We start from the raw sequence: 19,566 nt of genomic DNA on the forward strand, positions 1-19,566 counted from the left end.
CACTTACACCAGCAGGAGTATATAAAGATAATCTATATGTAAGTCTAATCTTTTAAATAATATTTATTTTTTTATCGGGATAAATTATAAATACCGCTTTGTTTAAAAATGAAAAGGCGGTATTTTTATGAATATAAAATACATAAAAATAATTTAATATATAAAATTTTTGAGCTAATTTTTAGAGTCTATTTAGTTAAAAAGAATTGAATAAAATAATATGTGGTTTTGGTTTTTATAAATTGAATGGTTTTAAATAAAAACCAATTTAAAAAATGCTATGTTTCGCTAGATTGAATAGGGTGTGATAAAGAGGAAATGTATTGTGTATAGCATGTTCTCTAGAATTCTAGATGTATTAATCGATCGCTTTATTAAAGCGCTCTTTATAAAATACAAAAATTATACGTCTAGAATTTTATCTAAGATCTTGGCTGATTGCTGTTTTAAAATCTCTGCATAATCTTTGAATTTTTTAGTCTAGTTGTGGTTTATATAGGTTCGTGGTCACCACGATGATGGCTTTACATTACTCTATTGCTGATATGGTGCAGCGTATTCTTGATTTTATCGTGGCTGTTTGAGTTGTAAGCATTAGATGCCGATTGAATATCTTATCTGTGATAAAACACCTATTTTATACTGAAATACTGCTGCTCAATTTTAGTAATTTGGTAGAGTAGCAGTATTTGCTGAATACTTAGGAATTACTATGAGTTTACGTTGGACCGACACCATTGATCTTGCTATTGAACTTTCAGAAGCACATCCTGAAGTGGATCCGCAGTGGATTCGTTTTACCGATTTACATGCGTGGGTCTGTGCTTTACCTGAATTTAAAGATGATCCGAGCAAGTCAACCGAAGGCTTGTTAGAAGGTATTCAAATGGCATGGATTGATGAGGTTCGTTAAACACTGATCGAAAAAAGCATATTTTTACATACCAAAAGCTGATACTTGCTGATTATCTCGGTATAATACGGCAAAATTTTATTGTCAAATTGACCTAAGGAGCCACTCATGGCTATTGAACGCGCTTTATCTATCGTAAAACCTGATGCTGTTGCTAAAAACAACGTTGGCGAAATTTTTGCTCGTTTTGAAAAATCGGGTCTTAAAATTGTTGCCACTAAAATGAAACATTTGACTCAAGCAGAAGCTGAAGGCTTTTATGCTGAGCATAAAGAACGCGGTTTCTTCGCTGACTTGGTTTCATTTATGACATCTGGTCCAGTTGTTGTTTCTGTACTTGAAGGCGAAAACGCTATTCTTGCTCACCGTGATATCTTGGGCGCAACTAACCCTAAAGAAGCGGCTCCTGGCACTATTCGTGCAGATTTCGCTGTAAGCATCGATGAAAATGCTGCACATGGTTCTGACTCAGTTGCATCTGCTGAACGTGAAGTTAACTACTTTTTCGCTCAAACTGAGATCTGCCCACGTACTCGTTAATTCGCAGTATTCAAACCAGATAAGTGTTATTATACTTGTCTGGTTTTTTTATTCTCTGAATAATTCTTTGCTCGAATTTTGAGCTTCTCCTTTCAACTTTAGACATGACTTAGGTAATACGCATGAGTACTGAAGTAGTCGCTGTATCTGCAATTTCAAATGAACAGCCACAATCTCCATCTGCACCGAAGCCGCAAAATCCAGTGCAGAAAGTGAACTTACTCGGTATGTCACGTCCTGAGCTTGAACATTTTTTTGAAACCATTGGAGAGAAGAAATTTCGTGCCGGACAGGTCATGAAATGGATTCATCAATTCTTTGTCACTGATTTTGCTGAAATGACTAATATTTCAGGTAAATTACGTGAAAAATTAGAACGCATTTGTGAAGTGACTGTACCTGAAGTGGTGCATCGCGAATATTCAAAAGACGGCACGCGTAAGTGGGTGTTTCGAGTAGGCGATGGTGCCGGTTCATTGGTTGAAACTGTATTAATTCCGGTAGAAGATAAAACCGGTTTTCGTAAAACGCTGTGTATTTCTTCACAAGTCGGTTGTGCGCTGGATTGTTCTTTTTGTTCAACCGGTAAACAAGGTTTTCAGCGCGATTTAAGTCCAAGTGAAATCATTGGTCAACTGTGGATGGCGAATTATTCCTACATGGAAGATGTGCCAGTTGCAGAGCGCGAACGTTCGGTGACCAACGTGGTGATGATGGGAATGGGCGAGCCATTACTCAATTATGACGCCGTACTTAGCTCAATGCGCATTATGCTGGATGACTTTGCTTATGGTATGTCAAAACGCCGCGTAACTTTATCGACTTCAGGTGTGGTGCCTAAAATTGATCAATTGGCCAAAGATATTGATGTGGCATTGGCGATCTCTTTACATGCACCAAATGATGAATTGCGTAATGAATTGGTGCCAATTAATAAAAAATATCCGTTAGTGCAACTGATTGCAGCATGTCAGCGCTATATTGCCAAAAATGGCAATGAAAGTTCACGTCGTCATGTCACCATCGAATATGTGATGTTGGATGGCGTAAATGACCATCCTGAACATGCACAGCAAATGATTCATTTGTTAAAAAACTTACCGAGTAAAATTAATTTAATTCCATTTAATCCGTTTCCGCACGCACCCTATGGGCGTTCAAGTCGTAACCGTATTATTTCTTTCCAAAAAACTTTGTCTGATGCCGGTTTTGTGTGTACGATTCGTCAAACACGTGGTGATGACATTGATGCTGCATGTGGACAGTTGGTTGGCCAAGTGGCTGACCGTACGCGTCGTGCGGAACAGTGGAAAAATAAAATAGCGCAAAAAAATGAGATTATGCGCTCGCAAGGTTAATAGACGAGGGGATGTCAATTGAGAAAGCCCATTTACAGATTAGCTTTTTTGACCAGTATCGGTCTGTCTGCTATTTTGATGACTGCTTGCCAGACACCAGCAACGCTAGGCAAAAAAGATCCGGAAAGAGCCACTCAAGTCCGTACTCAGTTGGCCGCCGAGTATATTAAAGCGGGTGATTTAGATTCTGCAAAACGCGCTTTAGATCAAGCATTGGAAATCAATTCTCGCGATTCAGCCGCCAATATGATGATGGGTATTTTGCTGCAACAAGAAGGTAGCAAAGTCAGCTTGAGTAAAGCCGATGCCTATTTTAAGCGAGCTATCTCTGCTGACCCGAAAAATGCGCAAGCGCGTAACAACTATGGTACTTATTTGTATAAAGTTGAGCGCTATAATGACGCCATCGAGCAGTTGAACATTGCGGGTACCACGTTAGGCTATGATCAGCGCTATCAAGCACTGGAAAATGCTGGACGGATTTATCTAAAGTTAGGCAATGTGACTGAGGCTGAAAAGTCCTTTAAGCAGGCCTTACAAGCCAATCGCGAATCGCTGATTTCGATGTTAGAGTTGGCGGAAATTTTTTATTTGAAACAACAGACTGCTGATGCGACACAATTGTATGAACAATTTGTGCGTGGAGTGGGTCAAAAAAGTCAAGGTGCACGTGCACTGTGGATTGGTATCCGCTTAGCACGGGCAAACAGTGACAAGATGGGAATGCAGGTATTGGTCAATCAATTGCGTGCTTTGTTCCCTGAAAGTCCAGAATACCAACGTTATTTGCAATTACAGTACAGTACTGAGGCCGTATGGAAGTAAATCCTAATTCACAGCAATCAAATGGTTCAAGCGTGGTACCCAATGCATTAGGAAATGTTCAGCGTCCAGGTGAGTACTTACGTCAAAATCGAATCGCACAGAAGCGTGAATTGATTGATGCTGCCCAAGATTTAAATATACCGTTAAAAACCTTAACTGCGTTAGAGCAAGACAATTATAAGGCCTTGCCTGAAGTTACGTTTATTAAAGGTTATTATCGCAGCTATGCTAAATATTTAAAGGTCGATGCAACTGCGCTTATTCAGCGTTTTGATGAAATCTATGAAAATGATACCGGTCTGCTGCCCAATCATGCGTTAAATAATTCACCGATTAAAATTATGGGCAAATTACCCGGTTCAAACGGTGATCGCAACAAGAAGTGGCTAAAGCGTGGTTTGATTGCCTTAGCGGTACTAGTGTTGCTCGCGATTGTGGTGATGACCATTCAAAATTGGTCAAGCAGTAAAAGCGATCCTGAAGAGCTTGGCAGCGTTGCATCGGATGTTGAAGTACTGAGTTTAAACAATGCAACCGCAGTATCGGGTGATCAATTAGAGCTAGAATTTAATCGCCCCACCTCTGTGCATATTGTCGATTCCACCGGTAAAGTTTTGGCTACAGGGCGTCAGTCCGCAACGGTTAAATTAAATGGTGAAACTCCATTTCAAATTCGCCTTGATGATGCTTCAGCGGTTAGTTTAACGTTAAACAATGAAAAAATTGCGTTATCACCTTATACAGTGAATGGTCAAGCAGACTTCCGCTTGTCACGTTAATGGGTTAAGAGAAGAGCGAAATTCATGATTGAGAATCCGATTAAGCGTCGTCCCACTCGTAAAATTCGTGTTGGTTCTGTGTATGTAGGCGGTGATGCGCCCATCAGTATTCAAAGTATGACCAATACGGAAACCTGTGATGTTGATGCAACGGTTGCACAAATTGAGCGCTGTGCTGAGATCGGCGCAGATATCATGCGCGTGTCTGTACCCTCCATGGAAGCAGCAGCGGCTTTTGGTGAAATTCGTAAACGCGTGAGTGTGCCTTTGGTGGCCGATATCCATTTCGATTATCGAATTGCTTTGGCCGTGGCCGACGCAGGTGCGGACTGTTTACGTATTAATCCGGGCAATATTGGTTCAGAGGCTAAAATTCGTGAAGTGGTGGCTGCGGCCAAACATCACGATATTTCTATGCGTATTGGGGTCAATGCCGGTTCGTTGGAAAAAGATATTCAGAAAAAATATGGTGAACCGACTGGCCAAGCATTACTTGAGTCAGCGCTACGCCATATTGATATTTTAGATCGTTTAGATTATCAAGAGTTTAAAATATCCGTTAAAGCATCCAATGTCTTTTTGACCATGGATGCTTATCGTTTGTTGTCAAAACAAATTGATAATCCACTGCATTTAGGGGTAACGGAAGCCGGCATTTATCGTACTGGCACAGTGAAATCTGCAATTGCCTTGGGCGGTTTGTTGATGGAAGGCATTGGCGACACCATGCGTATTTCCTTGGCGGCTGATCCTGAAGATGAAATTAAAATTGGTTTTGATATTTTAAAATCATTAGGTCTACGTTCCAACGGGATTAATTTTATTGCTTGTCCGAGCTGTTCACGTCAAGAATTTAACGTGATTAAAGTGATGCAAGCCTTAGAAGAGCGTTTAGAAGATATCCGCACCCCAATGGATGTGTCAGTGATTGGATGTAAAGTGAATGGTCCGGGTGAAGCCAAAGAAGCTGATATTGGCGTTGTTGGTGCAAGTCCGCGTTCATTGGTGTATCGCAATGGTGAAAAAAGCCATTTGATCGATACTGATCAGTTGGTTGATGAAATTGAAACTATGGTTCGTCAACGTGTTCAACAGCTTGAAGAAGCTAAATCTAAAGAAATTATTCGTAGTTCATCATGAGTTCAATAGTCGCAATTAAAGGTTTTAATGACATTCTTCCAACGCAAACTCCTGCGTGGAGACGTCTTGAGCAACATTTAGCCTCGCTGATGGATGCTTATGGGTATCAGCAAATCCGTTTGCCGATTGTTGAACAAACGACGTTGTTTAAACGCTCAATTGGTGATGCCACTGATATTGTTGAAAAAGAGATGTATACCTTTTTCGATAAAGGTAATCCGCCTGAGTCGTTGACTTTACGTCCTGAAGGTACCGCTGGTTGTGTACGTGCGATGCTGGAGCATAATTTGCTGCGCGGTGCGACCCCGCGTGTGTGGTATATCGGGCCAATGTTCCGCTATGAAAAGCCGCAAAAGGGCCGTTATCGTCAGTTTCATCAATTTGGCGTAGAAACTTTTGGTGTGGCGACACCCGATCAAGATGCTGAACTGATTTTAATGACGGCACGGTTGTGGAAACGCATGGGCGTGGCCGATAAAGTGCAACTTGAACTGAATACGTTGGGTGAGTCGGATGAACGTGCGGAATATCGCACCGCCTTGGTGGATTTTTTAACCGCGCATAAAGCACAGCTGGATGAAGATTCGCAGCGCCGTTTAGCAACCAACCCACTGCGCATTTTAGATTCTAAAGATGCAGCGACACAAAAAATTCTTGAACATGCACCCAAATTACATGATTTTATGGGTGAAGAGACCATGGCGCATTTTGCAACTCTACAGCAGTATTTAACGGATGCCGGCATTGCTTTTGTGATTAATCAAAAACTGGTTCGTGGTCTAGATTACTACAATAAAACAGTCTTTGAATGGACCACCACACATTTGGGCTCACAAGGCACAGTGTGCGCTGGCGGTCGTTATGATGGTCTGGTCGGTCAACTCAAAGGCAAGCCAGAGCAGTCTGTTCCTGCCGTGGGTTTTGCCATGGGTATGGAGCGTTTATTGCTGCTGCTTGAGCAAACTGAACAAGCGCTGCCTGTACGCGATTGTGAGCTGTTTTTATTGGCCGATCCTGCATTACAAGGTAAGGCCTTACTGCTGGCAGAACAAATTCGTAATCAACTTGAAGCGGCCAACAGCTCATTGCGTTTGAAAGTCGGTTCGCAAGGTTCGATGAAATCGCAGATGAAAAAAGCCGATCAATCGGGTGCAATTTTTGCGGTCATTGTCGGTGAGCGTGAATGGGACGCCCAGCAATTAACGGTGAAAAAATTGGCCACTGCTGAGCAAAGCGAAATTGCTGTGGCAGATATTGTGCCGTTCTTCATTGAAAAATTTTCTTCAAAATAAGCTAAAAAATATAGGAAAAGGTAATCACATGAACGCATTGAGTGATGAAGAACAACTTGATAGCTTAAAATCTTTCACGAAAAAATATGGTTCTGCCATGATTAGTGGGATTTTAATTGCGTTGATTGCCTTCTTTGGCTGGGAATATTGGCAGAAGAAAAACTTGGCCACATCGCAGATTAATACGGCCAAAGTACAACAGCTGATGGATGATGCGCAAAATGTAAAAGCAGATGGCAATGCATTTAATGCGTTATCTGCCACGGCTGATAAAATTGTGAAAGAAGCGCCGGATTCTGTTCAAGCCATTCAAACCCAATTGTTGATGGCTAAATTGGCGTATGACAAAGCTGATTATGCGCATGCCGAGCGTGCTTTGAAAAAAGTTGAAAATTCAAAACTTAAAGATGATGGTTTGGTGCAATTGGTCAAGCTACGTTTGGCCTATGCGCAATTGGCACAGAAAAAATATGATGATGCCATTAAAAATCTAGCTTTGGTGACTGAGCCGGCTTTTAAAGCCACGGCTGATGAAGCTTTAGGCGATGTATATGTGGCTAAAAATGATATCGCCAATGCTAAAAAAGCCTATATGAGTGCATGGGATGCATTGATGGAGCGCAAGCAAGAGCGTCAAATTTTACAAATTAAACTCGAAAGTGTTGGCGTTTTAGTTGATGATCCTGAAGTCGAACGCCCAATTTTAGAAACACAAGTGGATGAGTCATGATGGATAGAAAATATAAAATACCGTTTGCACTAACAATTTTAACTGTGGCACTGCTTGGCTGTTCTAGTAATAAAATTAAAGTAGAACAGGTCAAACCTAATCCATTGCCAAAATTGGTCCAAGCCAAAGCTTTGGTACCGGTTTTTTCTCAAAGTGTTTCAGCGACCAGTAAAGAAGATCCATTACGTTTGCGTTTAGATGTGGATAATGGCGTGATTTTCGCTCTTGATCCCAAAGGTGAAGTGACGGCTTATCAAGGTAAGCAGCGTCTTTGGCAGCAAAAAGTGTCGAAACAGGGTTTAAGCTCTGGCGTTGAAGCAGCTGAAGGCACGGTTATCGTTGGCAATAAAAAAGGTCAATTGTTTGCCCTTGATCAAGCCACAGGTGAGCAAAAATGGACAGCGCAGTTGTCTGGTGCTATTTTATCGGCCTCATTAATTCAAGCCGGCCGTGTGGTGACTTTAAGCAATGACGGCACGGTTTATGCGCACGATTTAGCCACAGGTCAGCAAGTTTGGACATACAACCTGCCTGATGTACAATTTAGCTTACGTGGAACGGCATCTCCCATTGCGCTCGATCCACGAACTGTCTTGATTGCCTCATCGAATGCTTATGTTTATGCGCTGGATATTTTAACCGGCGTGCCGCGTATGCAGCGCCGTGTTGCGGTCAGCGATGGTCGTTCAGATGTTCAACGTCTCAATGATATTGATGGCGATCCTGTAGTGGCGGGCCAGTTCTTGGTCACCACCAGTTTTCAAGGACAAGTCACTGTTACGGATTTAGCGTCTCAGCAAGTGCTGTGGAGTGAAGATGCCAGCAGTATTCAGCGTCCGGAAGTATCAAATAATACCGTTTATGTGACACAAGCAGATGGCAAAATTACTGCTTACGCACTGACAACAGGCGAACAATTATGGCAAAACGATAGTTTGCTGAATCGTCAATTGAGTAACCCTGTTGTACTCGGACAAGACCTAGTGGTGGGTGATTTAGAAGGTGTTTTACACTTAATCGATCCAAACTCTGGGCAACTCATTGGTCGATCAAAAACAAGTGGTGAAGTTCGTTCACTGCGCGTGATTGATGGACAACTTTATGTCTCCACCAGAAAGGGCGCGTTAAGCGTCTGGCAGAATCGTTAATTTATGAAACCTGTAATTGCGCTAATTGGGCGTCCGAACGTCGGAAAATCAACGTTATTTAATCAGATTACCAAGAGTCGTGATGCACTTGTTGCCGACTTTGCGGGTCTGACTCGTGACCGCAAATATGGCGATGCAGTCTTCCAAAACAAATCTTTTATTGTGGTCGATACCGGCGGTATTGGTGAAAGTGAAGCCGGTATTGATTCTTATATGGCCGAGCAATCTAAAACTGCCATTAATGAAGCCGATATTATTGTTTTTGTGGTCGATGCGCGTGCCGGATTATTGGCCTCAGATGAGCAAATCGCACGAGAAATTCGTACACTGGGTAAAAAAGTTTACTTGGTTGCCAACAAAGTCGATGGTGTTCATGCTGAAGCTGCTGTGGTTGAATTTTTTCAACTGGGCTTTGGTGAGCCGTTGCATGTGGCTGCAAGCCATGGCCGCGGTGTGGCACAAATGCTTGAAGAAGTGCTTGAAGATGTGCCTGAAGATGAAGATCAAGCAGAACATGATAAAGCCACTGGTCTACGTCTTGCGGTGATTGGTCGTCCAAACGTGGGTAAATCGACTTTGGTTAACCGTTTGCTGGGTGAAGATCGTGTGGTGGTATTTGATATGCCTGGCACCACGCGTGATTCAATTTATATTCCGTTTGAACGTAATGAACGTAAATACACCTTAATTGATACTGCCGGTGTGCGCCGTAAAGGTAAAGTGGATGAGATGATCGAGAAATTCTCGATTGTTAAAACGCTACAAGCCATTAAAGATGCACATGTGGTCGTGGTGGTATTGGATGCACGTGAAGGTGTGGTCGAGCAAGATCTACATTTAATCGGCTATGCTTTAGAAGCGGGCCGTGCCATGGTGATTGCCATTAACAAATGGGACAACATGACAGAATACGATCGCAAGCAATGTAAGCTGGATGTCGATCGTCGTTTTGACTTTATTCCATGGGCCAAAGTGCATTTGATTTCTGCATTGCATGGCACTGGTGTGGGCGAGCTTTATCCATCGATTCACCGTGCATACGATTCTTCGCATCTCAAAGTCTCACCTGCGAAAATCACCCAAATTTTAAATGATGCAACTGAAGCGCATCAGCCGCCAATGATCAGTGGTCGCCGTATTAAAATGCGTTATGCGCATATGGGCGGACAAAATCCACCAACGATTGTGGTACATGGCAATAAAGTTGATAAGACACCGGCAGATTATCGTCGTTATCTGGAAAATGTCTTCCGCCGAGTGTATAAACTTGAAGGAACACCGGTTCGTATTGAATTTAAAACCTCTGAGAATCCGTTTGAAGGTCGTAAAACACAAATGGATGAACGCATTGCAGCGCGTAAACGTCGTTATGTACAGAAATTTAAAAAAGCGGAAAAGAAATTTAAAAATTAATCGGTAATATCTAAAAAAGCCTGAAGTTTACTTTGGGCTTTTTTGTTTAAAGCGCAGCAACTTTTTGAGGTTCAGGGCTGATAGATGAGTGGATTGATTCAAGTACAAGTCAATAAACTGGCACGTATGCTGAATTTATCAGCGCAGCTTGACCGTACCGCGCGTATTCAACAACAAAAGCAGCAGATTTATGCTTACCGTAATCAGTTGCTGTCGCAGCAGTTAAATTGCTTGATTCAAGCCGATGATATGGGCAGCACAGCTTATGGCAAACCCTATTTGGTCCATTTTCCTGCCTTTTATTTTAATCATAGTCACAGTCAAAAACATTATGCCTTGGCCAGTAGTTCGCAGTTGCAAGACTTGGGCGTGGATATTGAAGATTTGGATCGTAAGGTACGCTTTGCAGCGTTGGCACGTCATGCTTTTCATGCAGATGAGTTGCAGCACTGGAATCAATTGGGGCAAGATCCCGCCTATTGGTTTAAAGTCTGGACCACCAAAGAAGCAGTGTTAAAAGCCTGCGGTTTGGGTGTGCGGTTAAATCTCAATGAACTGAATACCCATGTGCATCCGCTTTATGATGCGGGCATCTGTCATCATCCGTTAATAGGTCATTTTGCTTATCAAAATTTTCAGCTGACCAACAGTATGTTGACTTTGGCATGGCGCTCAAGCGCAGCTGACATCGCACTGAATTGCCCGAAAATTGAATTATTGTGGTCTGCATAAATTACGTTACAAAGTTGTTTATGCAGATCAAATCTCTCTCTAAGCGTCAGTCACTTCTCTATTTTGAGAATCTAAATTTAACGCTTAGTTTTCTGGGCCAAAAGGCTGTTGCCTAGTCGGTTAATAAACTGGGGGCTGATTCTGGAAAAATTAAAGAATAATTTAGATTTTAAGCCCACGCCTTGATGGGTGGCGGTAAATATAGAGTCTTTACATTTGGCACGTTTATACACTTCTTCAGCCACATCTGCGGCGGTTAAATGAAGACCCATGTTTTCAATGCTGCCTGCTTGCATGTCTTTGACCATCGGGGTTTCTACAAATAACGGCATCACATCTAAGACACGGATACCATACTTTTGCCACTCAATATCGAGGCCTTCAGTGAGACCACGAACTGCAAATTTACTGGCAGAATAGGAAATTAAATCCGCTTGACCATAAATGGCCGAGGCAGAAGATAAATTAATCACCCGTGCAAAATCTGCTTGTTTTAAAAAAGGCAAAGCCGCATGACAGCCGTTAAGCACACCTTTTACATTAATATCAATCAGACGATGATGAGCGCTAATCTCGATTTGCTCAAAAGCACCGGAATAAAGAATGCCAGCATTGTTGACTAAAATATTCAGCTCACCTGCCCATGCATGAAATGCCTCTAATGCCTGCTTCCAACTGGCATAATCCGCCACATCCAAGATGCCTGCTTGGGCATTGGGCCCCAATTGTTGTGCTAATTTTTGTGCTTGAACGACATTAAGATCATAAATTCCGACTTTATAGCCACGTTGATAAAATAAGCCGGCAATGGCCGCTCCAATGCCTTGTGCTGCGCCGCTAATAAAGATACTGTGCATGCGATTTTCCTTATGGGTTTTGTTATTGTGCTGAAGTTTTTATTGCATTTGGCGTTAGCATAGCAAAGATCAAAAGTGAAAACAGCTGTTGAGCATTGTACAGTTAACCCGCAAGTCAAAAGGTGAAAACATGGATAAATTATTGGCGGTGATGCGTGAATTACGCGAAAAATGTCCATGGGATCAGCAGCAAACGCCGCAAAGCTTAACGCCATACGCCATTGAAGAAGCCTATGAGGTGGAGGCGGCAATTAGAGTCGGTCAGCCGGAGGAAATTCGTGATGAATTGGGGGATTTATTACTACAAGTGGTGTTTCAAGCACAAATGTATAGCGAACAAGGTGCCTTTGATTTTAACGATGTGGTACATGCCATCACTGAAAAGCTGATCCGTCGTCATCCGCATGTTTTTCAAGCAGAAAATTTTTCGCAGTTGAACTCAGCCGATGTAATGCTGCTGTGGAAACAGATTAAACAACAAGAAAAACACGGCAAGGCGTACTCTCGCTTGGATGAGATTAAGCATGGGCCGACCTTGCAACAAGCCGAGCAAATTCAAAAAAATGCAGCACAAATTGGTTTTGATTTTACCGATGTAGAGAGCGCCTATGAAAAGCTAAATGAGGAATTGGCCGAATTACAGCAGGCGATACAAAAGCAAAATTCCGACGAAATACTCGATGAATTTGGAGACTGTTTGTTTTCACTGGTCAATGTTGGGCGTAAACTCGGACTCTCAAGTGAGATGGCCTTATTAAGCACCATTCATAAGTTTAGAACGCGTTTTGCTTTTATTGAAGATCAAGCGCAACAACAAAATAGAAAAATTGAGCAGCTCTCTTTAGACGAAATGGATCGACTGTGGGAGCAAGCCAAAAATAATTAAAAGCATAGGTCGTACATGAAAACAATCCAACATCGTCTGAATTATATTTTTTATCTGGGTCTTGTGCTGATGCTGTTGAGTGGATCACAGAGTTATGCGCGACAGTTTGATCAACAGTACTTAGCATGGAAAGCGCAGCAGGAAGCACAAGATGCACGTTTAAAAGTGCCGCGTGTCTCTGAAAGTTCGAATTATTATTTATCCAAACCCAGTTTGCAGTTAAGCAATGCAGCAAAAATAAATTTGAATCAGGCCAATGTGGTGCAGTTACAAGAATTATCAGGAATTGGATTAAAAAAAGCTGAAGCGATTATTGCCTATCGACAAAAAAACGGAAAATTTCAAAATATTGAGCAATTGCAACAGGTGAAGGGAATTGGGCCGGTGCTATTTGCCAAAAATAAACAGCGATTGGCACTCTAATTGAGCCTTTAAGCGGGCAACAAGCCACCAACAATATATGCTGCATTGAGATAATCAAATTGCCCTTTGATTGTGTTAGATATATGATTAGCGTCATCTTAGATATTTTACGTTCAGACGTAGGAGACAGCGTCTTTTGCAAACTTTGCGCGCGTCAAAATGTGGTTTATCAACCGCTCAATTACCTTCTTCCATATTAGATGTTATCGATGCCTTAAATAAGGCTGGCTTTGAAGCCTATCTGGTCGGTGGCAGTGTTCGCGACTTAATGTTGGGATTAAATCCTAAAGATTTTGATGCCGTCACCGATGCAACACCGGCACAGATCAAAGAAGTCTTTGGACGACGTTGCCGTATTATCGGACGGCGTTTTGAATTGGCACATGTCTATTCGGGTCGAGAACTGATCGAGGTGGCGACTTTTCGTGCGCCGCCTAAAAAAGAAATTACCTCCGCTGCGGGGATGATTTTACGCGACAACAATTGGGGCAACATTGAGCAAGATTTTGCTCGCCGAGATTTCTCGATTAACGCCCTGTATTATCAACCGCGTAAAGGCATCGTGCTTGATTTTTGTCACGGCGTGGATGATGTAAAAAATAAAACTTTACGTTTGTTGGGTGAGCCGACATTACGTTTTGAAGAAGACCCTGTGCGCATGTTGCGTACCTTGCGTTTTGCAGCAAAACTGCATTTTGATATTGCACCGGAAATTCTGGAAATTTTTACCCCAGAAATGACTCAGTTGCTGCGTGATATTTCGCCGCATCGTTTATATGATGAGTCACAAAAATTGTTCACCATGGGGCATTTAAATCGTGTGCTGCCCATGCTGATTGATTTTGATATTTGGCGTCAATTGTTTGCCGATATTCCTGAACAGATTTCAATCTTTATTGAACGTGCTGCTATTAATACCGATCAACGTATTCAAATGGGCAAAACCATTAATCCGGCGTTTTTCTATGCCGTTTTACTGTGGGAATCATTTTTAGAGCGTTGTGCGTTTTATTTACACAAAGGTGTAGTGCCTGCGGAAGCACGTGCGCAAGCCGGTTTAGATGTGTTAAAACGCCAAGCTACGCGGACTGTAATTCCTCGCTTTGCCGAAACCTTCATTCGTGAAGTATGGGAAATGCAAACACGTTTGCTCAGTCCAAAGCCACAACAAATTCAAGCCTTATCGAGTCATGCGCGTTTTCGTGCCGGTTTTGACTTTTTATTGCTACGTGAGAAATCTGGTGATCCAACCACGCAAGGTATGGGAGCATGGTGGGAATCTTATCAGCTGATGAGCAGTGATGAGAAAGAACGGGTAATTAGTCAATATAACCGTCAACGTGCCAAAAGCCGTCGTAAGACCAATCTAGATGAAGTGGTTGAGTCGAAAGTCCAGTCGGTTGAAATTGAACCGTTGGTGAATGAACCTGAGCCGCGTGTACGCCGTGAACGTAAAAGCAGAAGCCGACCACCCGAACGTGCAGTACCAAGTACCGCATCAGGTGCAGCAGGTATTGCTTACGATCATCCTATATTGAAACGTAAGCGCGTCAAACGTGATTTAAATCAAGTGGTTTTTGGGCCGACGCAATGAGTGTGGTGACCTATATTGGTTTAGGCAGTAATTTAGGTGATTCACGCAAAATCCTAACCGAAGCGGTAGCAAAACTGGCGGCTTTGGGAAGGGTGAAAACATCGAAACTGTATCAAAGTCCACCGATGGGGCCGCAAGATCAACCGCATTATTTAAATGCGGTGGTTTGTTTAGAAACAGATTTAGCGGCTTTGGAATTATTAGATGAATTGCAGAAAATTGAGCAAGAAGCGGGTCGGGTACGTCTACGACATTGGGGCGAGCGCACTTTAGACTTAGATATATTGCTGTACGGACAAGAGCAAATTGAACATCAACGATTAACAGTGCCGCACATCGGGCTGCTTGAGCGTGATTTTGTCATTATGCCGTTGTTGGATTTAGATAAAAACATACAAATTAAAGCACAATGCTTAAAAGATTTAGCGCTGGCTCAAGATTCAACCTTGTTGGTGGTTGCTGATGAGTTTTGGTCAGCTGTTGACTAAGTCTGTGTTTGCCAAATGTTAGAGGAACATCTTAATGATTAGTCTCAGTAATTTAAGACAGTTTAAAACAGATGGACGCAAATTTTCCTGTTTAACTTGCTATGACGCCAGCATGGCCAAAGCAATGGAAATTGCTCAAATCGATACCATCTTGATTGGCGATTCGTTAGGAATGGCAATTCAAGGTCGAGATTCCACGCTTGCGGTGACTGTAGACGATATGGCATATCATACCGCAGCAGTACGCCGTGGTAATCAGCATGCATTTATTATGACCGACTTGCCCTTTATGAGTTATGCCACCTTAAATGATGCTTTGATCAGTGCAAAAACGGTGATGCAAGCCGGTGCGCAAATGATCAAGATTGAAGGCGGCGCTTGGTTGAGTGAGTCGGTTGAGGTATTAACCCGTAACGGTATTCCCGTCTGTGTGCATTTGGGTCTAACCCCACAATCGGTACATGTGTTGGGTGGGTATAAGTTACAAGCACGTACCCGTGAGGCCGCCGATCGGCTGATTGCGGATTGTCAGGCCGTGGTCGATGCTGGTGCAGCATTGTTATTGCTTGAGTGTGTCCCTGCGCAATTGGGCCGAGAAATCAGTCAATTGTTTCCGCAAATACCTGTGATTGGCATTGGCGCAGGGGTCGATACGGATGGCCAAGTGTTGGTGGTGCAAGACATGCTTGGGCTAACCTTTGGCCGTGTGGCTAAATTTGTCCGTAATTTTATGAAAGAACAAGCCGGCGAAACAGCAATTTTGGATGCTTTTAAAGCCTATCATGCCGCAGTACAAGAAGGCTCTTTTCCTGCGCAAGAACATACTTTTCAAGTCGAGCTGTAACCATGAAAACAGAAACCACCATTCAAGGATTAAGCGCTTCACTCAGTCCAGCTCGATCGGCGCGAAAAATTATTGGTTTTGTGCCGACCATGGGTAATCTACACGAAGGTCATTTAAACCTTGTACGTGAAGCACGTCAGTTATGTGACATGGTGGTGGTCAGTATTTTTGTCAATCCCATTCAGTTTGGGCCCAATGAAGATTTTGAAAACTATCCGCGCACCTTAGAGCAAGACAGTCGTGCGTTGGCTGATGTCGGCTGTGATGTGCTTTTTGCACCGACCGTTGAACAAATGTATGGTAATCAACCCAATTTCACCAATATTCACGTGTCTGAAATTAGTGAAGATTTGTGTGGTTTACAGCGTCCGGGTCATTTCGATGGCGTGGCTGTGGTGGTGACCAAGCTATTTAATATTGTGCAGCCCAACTTTGCTTTTTTTGGCCAAAAAGATTATCAACAATTGGCGGTGATTCGTCAGTTTGTGCGTGATTTAAACATTCCTTTAGAAGTGATTGGCGTACCCATTACCCGAGCAGAAGATGGTTTAGCGCTCAGTTCGCGCAATGGCTATTTAAGTGAAGAACAGCGTCAAAGTGCACCCACGATTTTCAGCAGTTTAAAAGCGGCTGAAGCACAGCTTCACAGTGGTCGCGCGCTGCTTGCAGTATTAGACACTATCCGTCAAACATTGACACAAAGCGGTTTTGTTGTAGATTATGTAGAAGCGCGCAGCCCAGATTTGCAAAAAATTAATGAATTTAATCAGGATGTTGTTTTATTCATTGCGGCTAAACTGGGCAATACTCGATTGATTGATAATTTACATGTTAAGCATACGGCTTAACATGGCCATAAGGACCGCCTTGCCATGAAGCGTATTTTAATCGTTACAGGACAATCTGGATCAGGAAAATCATCTGCTTTACAGGTGCTAGAAGATTTAGGTTATTACTGTATTGATAATTTACCCTTGGCTTTGCTGCCAGAGATCGTGGCGAAACTTGATCAAGAAAATAATTTAGAGCAATTGGCATTGGGCGTCGATGTTCGCAGTACGCGCGCGGATTTACAAGAATTTGATCATGTTTTTGAGCAATTACAAGGGCATGGCTCGGTTGATATTATTTATTTGACCACGCAAGATCAACAATTGATTTCACGTTTTAGTGCTTCGCGCCGTCCACATCCCTTGTCGAGTCGTTTTAAAAGTTTGAATCAGTGCATTCAGGAAGAAAAAATCCTATTGCTACCGATACAATTACGTTCAACAGTACATATTGATACCACGGATAAAAGTGTGCATGATCTCAAGCACACTTTGTTGTCTAAACTTGGACAATCCGATAAGTTAATTTTGATCTTGCAATCCTTTGGTTATAAGCACGGCATTCCATTGGATGCTGACTATGTCTTTGATGTGCGGCATTTGCCCAATCCGCATTGGGATTTGGAATTGCGAAAATATTCAGGCTTAGATTTGCCTGTGCAGCAATTTTTACTGCAAAGTGAGCAAACCAATGAAATGTTCCAAGATATTTATGGGTTTTTAGATAAGTGGTTGCCGGCCTTTGCTGAAGGGCATCGTCATTATATGACAGTGTCGATTGGCTGTACTGGTGGGCAACATCGTTCAGTATATATCGTCGATAGACTCAAAAAAGCCCTTGAGGGAAAATGGTCTATTCAAGTCTTACATAGAGAAATGAAGCACTGGTCATGATTGACACAACGGTTGACGTAATTAACAAACTAGGTTTACATGCGCGTGCGTCTGGAAAACTGATTGAAGTGACCACGAAATTTGATTCATCGATTCAAATTGGTAAAGGTCAGAAATTGGTAGATGCAAAAAATATTATGTCCTTACTCATGTTAGGTGCAGGCAAGGGCACCACTTTACGTTTAGTGCTTGATGGCGCAGATGAAGAACAAGCTTTATCGGCCATTCAAGCGCTATTTGCAGCAAAATTTTACGAGGCAGATTAATCGTGGCACGTCGACCGCAACAGCGTTTTACTGAAGATGACTTTGACACTTTAGAAGGGCGTGCAAGTAAAACCGCACAAAAAAAAGCAGTGCAACGTATGGCGGCTTTAGGTGAGCAACTCTCCCAGTTGAACCCGAAGCAAATTCAGAAACTTCCGGTAGAGGAACGTTTAGTGGATGCTTTACTGGAAGTGCGTAATATTACTGCGTATGAAGCGCGCCGTCGCCAATTTTTACGAATTGGTAAATTGTTGCGTAATGAAGATGAGGCAGTGATTTTGTCTTATTTAACCCCGCAACAAGGCGCGAAAAAAACCGCACAATTGCAGCGCTGGGTTGACCGCATGATTGTACAGGGCGATCCTGCAATCAAAGAGTTTATGAAAGCGCATAATGCAGCTGAACATCATCCGATTCGTCAGCACATCTTACGTATTCAGCGCGATATCACCAAACAATTGCCTGAAGAGCAACTTGCAGAATCGAAGTTAAAATTATTTAACTATATTCAGCAAGTGGCACTGATTTCCGATAACTGATTTTTTATTCAGTGCTCGAAATAAAAAAAGCGACCAATATGCGGTCGCTTTTTTATGACATAAATTTTGCTGTCAGTACAATCTAGTCGTTACTCCACTTCTGCTGCGGCACGTTCTTTGGCCCAATCACGTAGAATGAATTTTTGTAATTTACCAGTCGATGTTTTTGGAATCTCGGTAATCACCACATCTTTAGGTACTTTAAAGCGAGCTAAATGTTGTTTACAAAACTCAATTAACTCTTCAGGGGTTACGGTTTTGTTTGGCTTCAGCTCGACAAAAGCACAGGGCACTTCTTGCCAGCGTGAATCGGGTTTAGCCACCACGGCTGCTGTGAGAATAGCCGGATGTTGGTAGAGAACTTCTTCCACTTCAAGCGATGAAATATTTTCTCCACCCGAGATAATTACATCTTTGGAGCGGTCAGTGATTTTGGCATAACCATCGGGTTGGCATACCGCCAGATCGCCCGTATGGAACCATCCACCGGCAAAGGCCTCTGCGGTGGCCTGCGCATTTTTTAAATATCCTTTCATCACAATGTTGCCACGGAACATAATTTCGCCCATGGTTTGTCCATCGTGTGGGACTTCCTGCATGGTTTGCGGATCTAACACCTTCATGCCATCTTGTAGCGGATAAGGCACGCCTTGACGTGAGTGTAGTTGAGCTTGCTCTTGAATGGACAGCTCGCTCCAGCCGGCTTGTGAGGCACAAAGCGCAGAAGGGCCATAGGTTTCGGTTAGGCCATACACATGGGTCACATTAATGCCAATATTACGCATCCCTTCAATAGTCGCCGCAGGCGGTGCTGCACCGGCCACCATGACTTCTACCCGATGATCAAACGCCGTTTTTTGATCTTCTGGGGTATTAATCAACATCGATAACACCACAGGCGCACCGCAAAAATAGTCAACTTTATGCTCGGCAATCAATTTAAAAATCAATTCAGCATCGACTTTACGTAAACAGATATTGGTGCCGCCATTGGCTGCCATGGTCCAAGCAAAGCACCAGCCGTTACAGTGAAATAACGGCAGTGTCCATAAATAGCTGGCACGTGGCGTCATGC

At 42.8% G+C, this 19,566-nt stretch carries 22 protein-coding genes; 20 read left to right on the top strand and 2 right to left on the bottom strand.

What is annotated here, in order from left to right; all coding sequences use genetic code 11:
* Positions 1–712 precede the first annotated feature (712 nt).
* The 11 genes from iscX to SE27_RS03930 all read left to right on the top strand — a co-directional run bounded on the left by iscX (position 713) and on the right by SE27_RS03930 (position 10,870).
* The gene (iscX, locus tag SE27_RS03880; protein ID WP_039621035.1) at positions 713–913 is read left to right on the top strand and encodes a Fe-S cluster assembly protein IscX; all 201 of its coding nucleotides are present in this window, start codon (positions 713–715) and stop codon (positions 911–913) included.
* A gap of 108 nt (positions 914–1,021) precedes the next feature.
* The gene (ndk, locus tag SE27_RS03885; RefSeq protein WP_039621037.1) at positions 1,022–1,453 is read left to right on the top strand and encodes a nucleoside-diphosphate kinase; all 432 of its coding nucleotides are present in this window, start codon (positions 1,022–1,024) and stop codon (positions 1,451–1,453) included.
* A 122-nt stretch (positions 1,454–1,575) separates the two neighbouring features.
* A complete protein-coding gene (gene rlmN / locus SE27_RS03890; RefSeq protein ID WP_039621039.1) occupies positions 1,576–2,811 on the top strand; it encodes a 23S rRNA (adenine(2503)-C(2))-methyltransferase RlmN in 1,236 nt (411 codons plus the stop codon).
* Positions 2,812–2,889: 78 nt separating this feature from the next.
* A complete protein-coding gene (pilW, locus tag SE27_RS03895; protein WP_081406905.1) occupies positions 2,890–3,636 on the top strand; it encodes a type IV pilus biogenesis/stability protein PilW in 747 nt (248 codons plus the stop codon).
* A complete protein-coding gene (locus tag SE27_RS03900) occupies positions 3,627–4,415 on the top strand; it encodes a helix-turn-helix domain-containing protein (RefSeq protein WP_039621043.1) in 789 nt (262 codons plus the stop codon). Before pilW ends, SE27_RS03900 begins: the two co-directional genes overlap by 10 nt.
* Positions 4,416–4,439: 24 nt before the next feature.
* Positions 4,440–5,555 carry a flavodoxin-dependent (E)-4-hydroxy-3-methylbut-2-enyl-diphosphate synthase gene (gene ispG, locus SE27_RS03905; protein ID WP_039621045.1) on the top strand — a complete coding sequence of 372 codons (1,116 nt, stop codon included), beginning with the start codon at positions 4,440–4,442 and terminating at the stop codon, positions 5,553–5,555.
* Positions 5,552–6,847: a histidine--tRNA ligase gene (gene hisS, locus SE27_RS03910; RefSeq protein WP_039621048.1), complete on the top strand. Its 1,296-nt coding sequence runs from the start codon at positions 5,552–5,554 to the stop codon at positions 6,845–6,847. The genes ispG and hisS overlap by 4 nt, the downstream gene beginning before the upstream one ends.
* Before the next feature lie 28 nt (positions 6,848–6,875).
* The gene (locus tag SE27_RS03915) at positions 6,876–7,577 is read left to right on the top strand and encodes a YfgM family protein (RefSeq protein WP_039621050.1); all 702 of its coding nucleotides are present in this window, start codon (positions 6,876–6,878) and stop codon (positions 7,575–7,577) included.
* The gene (gene bamB, locus SE27_RS03920) at positions 7,577–8,725 is read left to right on the top strand and encodes an outer membrane protein assembly factor BamB (RefSeq protein ID WP_039621051.1); all 1,149 of its coding nucleotides are present in this window, start codon (positions 7,577–7,579) and stop codon (positions 8,723–8,725) included. Before SE27_RS03915 ends, bamB begins: the two co-directional genes overlap by 1 nt.
* A gap of 3 nt (positions 8,726–8,728) precedes the next feature.
* Complete coding sequence (gene der, locus SE27_RS03925) at positions 8,729–10,138, top strand: ribosome biogenesis GTPase Der (RefSeq protein ID WP_039621053.1); 1,410 nt, start codon at positions 8,729–8,731, stop codon at positions 10,136–10,138.
* Between the two features lie 84 nt (positions 10,139–10,222).
* Positions 10,223–10,870 (top strand): 4'-phosphopantetheinyl transferase family protein, encoded by a 648-nt coding sequence (locus SE27_RS03930; protein WP_039621055.1) that lies wholly within the window; start codon positions 10,223–10,225, stop codon positions 10,868–10,870.
* 77 nt (positions 10,871–10,947) lie between these two features.
* Here the strand turns inward: SE27_RS03930 and SE27_RS03935 are convergent, their stop codons facing one another.
* Positions 10,948–11,727 carry an SDR family oxidoreductase gene (locus tag SE27_RS03935; RefSeq protein ID WP_039621057.1) on the bottom strand — a complete coding sequence of 260 codons (780 nt, stop codon included), beginning with the start codon at positions 11,725–11,727 and terminating at the stop codon, positions 10,948–10,950.
* Positions 11,728–11,857: 130 nt separating this feature from the next.
* On the opposite strand from SE27_RS03935, the gene mazG reads away from it, so the two are divergent.
* The 9 genes from mazG (at position 11,858) to yjgA (ending at position 18,491) form a co-directional block, all read left to right on the top strand.
* Entirely contained in the window at positions 11,858–12,613 is a 756-nt protein-coding gene (mazG, locus tag SE27_RS03940) for a nucleoside triphosphate pyrophosphohydrolase (protein ID WP_039621059.1), read from the top strand.
* Positions 12,614–12,682: 69 nt separating this feature from the next.
* Complete coding sequence (locus tag SE27_RS03945; protein WP_227504648.1) at positions 12,683–13,036, top strand: ComEA family DNA-binding protein; 354 nt, start codon at positions 12,683–12,685, stop codon at positions 13,034–13,036.
* A gap of 136 nt (positions 13,037–13,172) precedes the next feature.
* Positions 13,173–14,630, top strand: coding sequence for a polynucleotide adenylyltransferase PcnB (gene pcnB, locus SE27_RS03950; protein ID WP_039621063.1), 1,458 nt, complete (start codon positions 13,173–13,175; stop codon positions 14,628–14,630).
* Positions 14,627–15,118, top strand: a complete 492-nt coding sequence (gene folK / locus SE27_RS03955; RefSeq protein ID WP_039621065.1) for a 2-amino-4-hydroxy-6-hydroxymethyldihydropteridine diphosphokinase — start codon at positions 14,627–14,629, stop codon at positions 15,116–15,118. Before pcnB ends, folK begins: the two co-directional genes overlap by 4 nt.
* Positions 15,119–15,152: 34 nt before the next feature.
* Complete coding sequence (gene panB / locus SE27_RS03960) at positions 15,153–15,962, top strand: 3-methyl-2-oxobutanoate hydroxymethyltransferase (protein ID WP_039621067.1); 810 nt, start codon at positions 15,153–15,155, stop codon at positions 15,960–15,962.
* Between the two features lie 2 nt (positions 15,963–15,964).
* Positions 15,965–16,810, top strand: coding sequence for a pantoate--beta-alanine ligase (panC, locus tag SE27_RS03965; RefSeq protein WP_039621069.1), 846 nt, complete (start codon positions 15,965–15,967; stop codon positions 16,808–16,810).
* A gap of 24 nt (positions 16,811–16,834) precedes the next feature.
* The gene (gene rapZ, locus SE27_RS03970) at positions 16,835–17,686 is read left to right on the top strand and encodes an RNase adapter RapZ (RefSeq protein WP_039621071.1); all 852 of its coding nucleotides are present in this window, start codon (positions 16,835–16,837) and stop codon (positions 17,684–17,686) included.
* Entirely contained in the window at positions 17,683–17,952 is a 270-nt protein-coding gene (locus SE27_RS03975) for an HPr family phosphocarrier protein (protein ID WP_039621073.1), read from the top strand. The genes rapZ and SE27_RS03975 overlap by 4 nt, the downstream gene beginning before the upstream one ends.
* Before the next feature lie 2 nt (positions 17,953–17,954).
* On the top strand, positions 17,955–18,491 hold the full coding sequence (gene yjgA, locus SE27_RS03980) for a ribosome biogenesis factor YjgA (protein ID WP_039621076.1): 537 nt from the start codon (positions 17,955–17,957) through the stop codon (positions 18,489–18,491).
* Between the two features lie 89 nt (positions 18,492–18,580).
* Here yjgA and SE27_RS14395 read toward each other — a convergent pair.
* On the bottom strand, positions 18,581–19,566 hold a 986-nt coding region (locus SE27_RS14395), incomplete at its 5' end, for an AMP-binding protein (protein WP_455549963.1).

It is taken from the genome of Acinetobacter harbinensis, assembly GCF_000816495.1.
GTDB classification, from domain to species: domain Bacteria; phylum Pseudomonadota; class Gammaproteobacteria; order Pseudomonadales; family Moraxellaceae; genus Acinetobacter; species Acinetobacter harbinensis.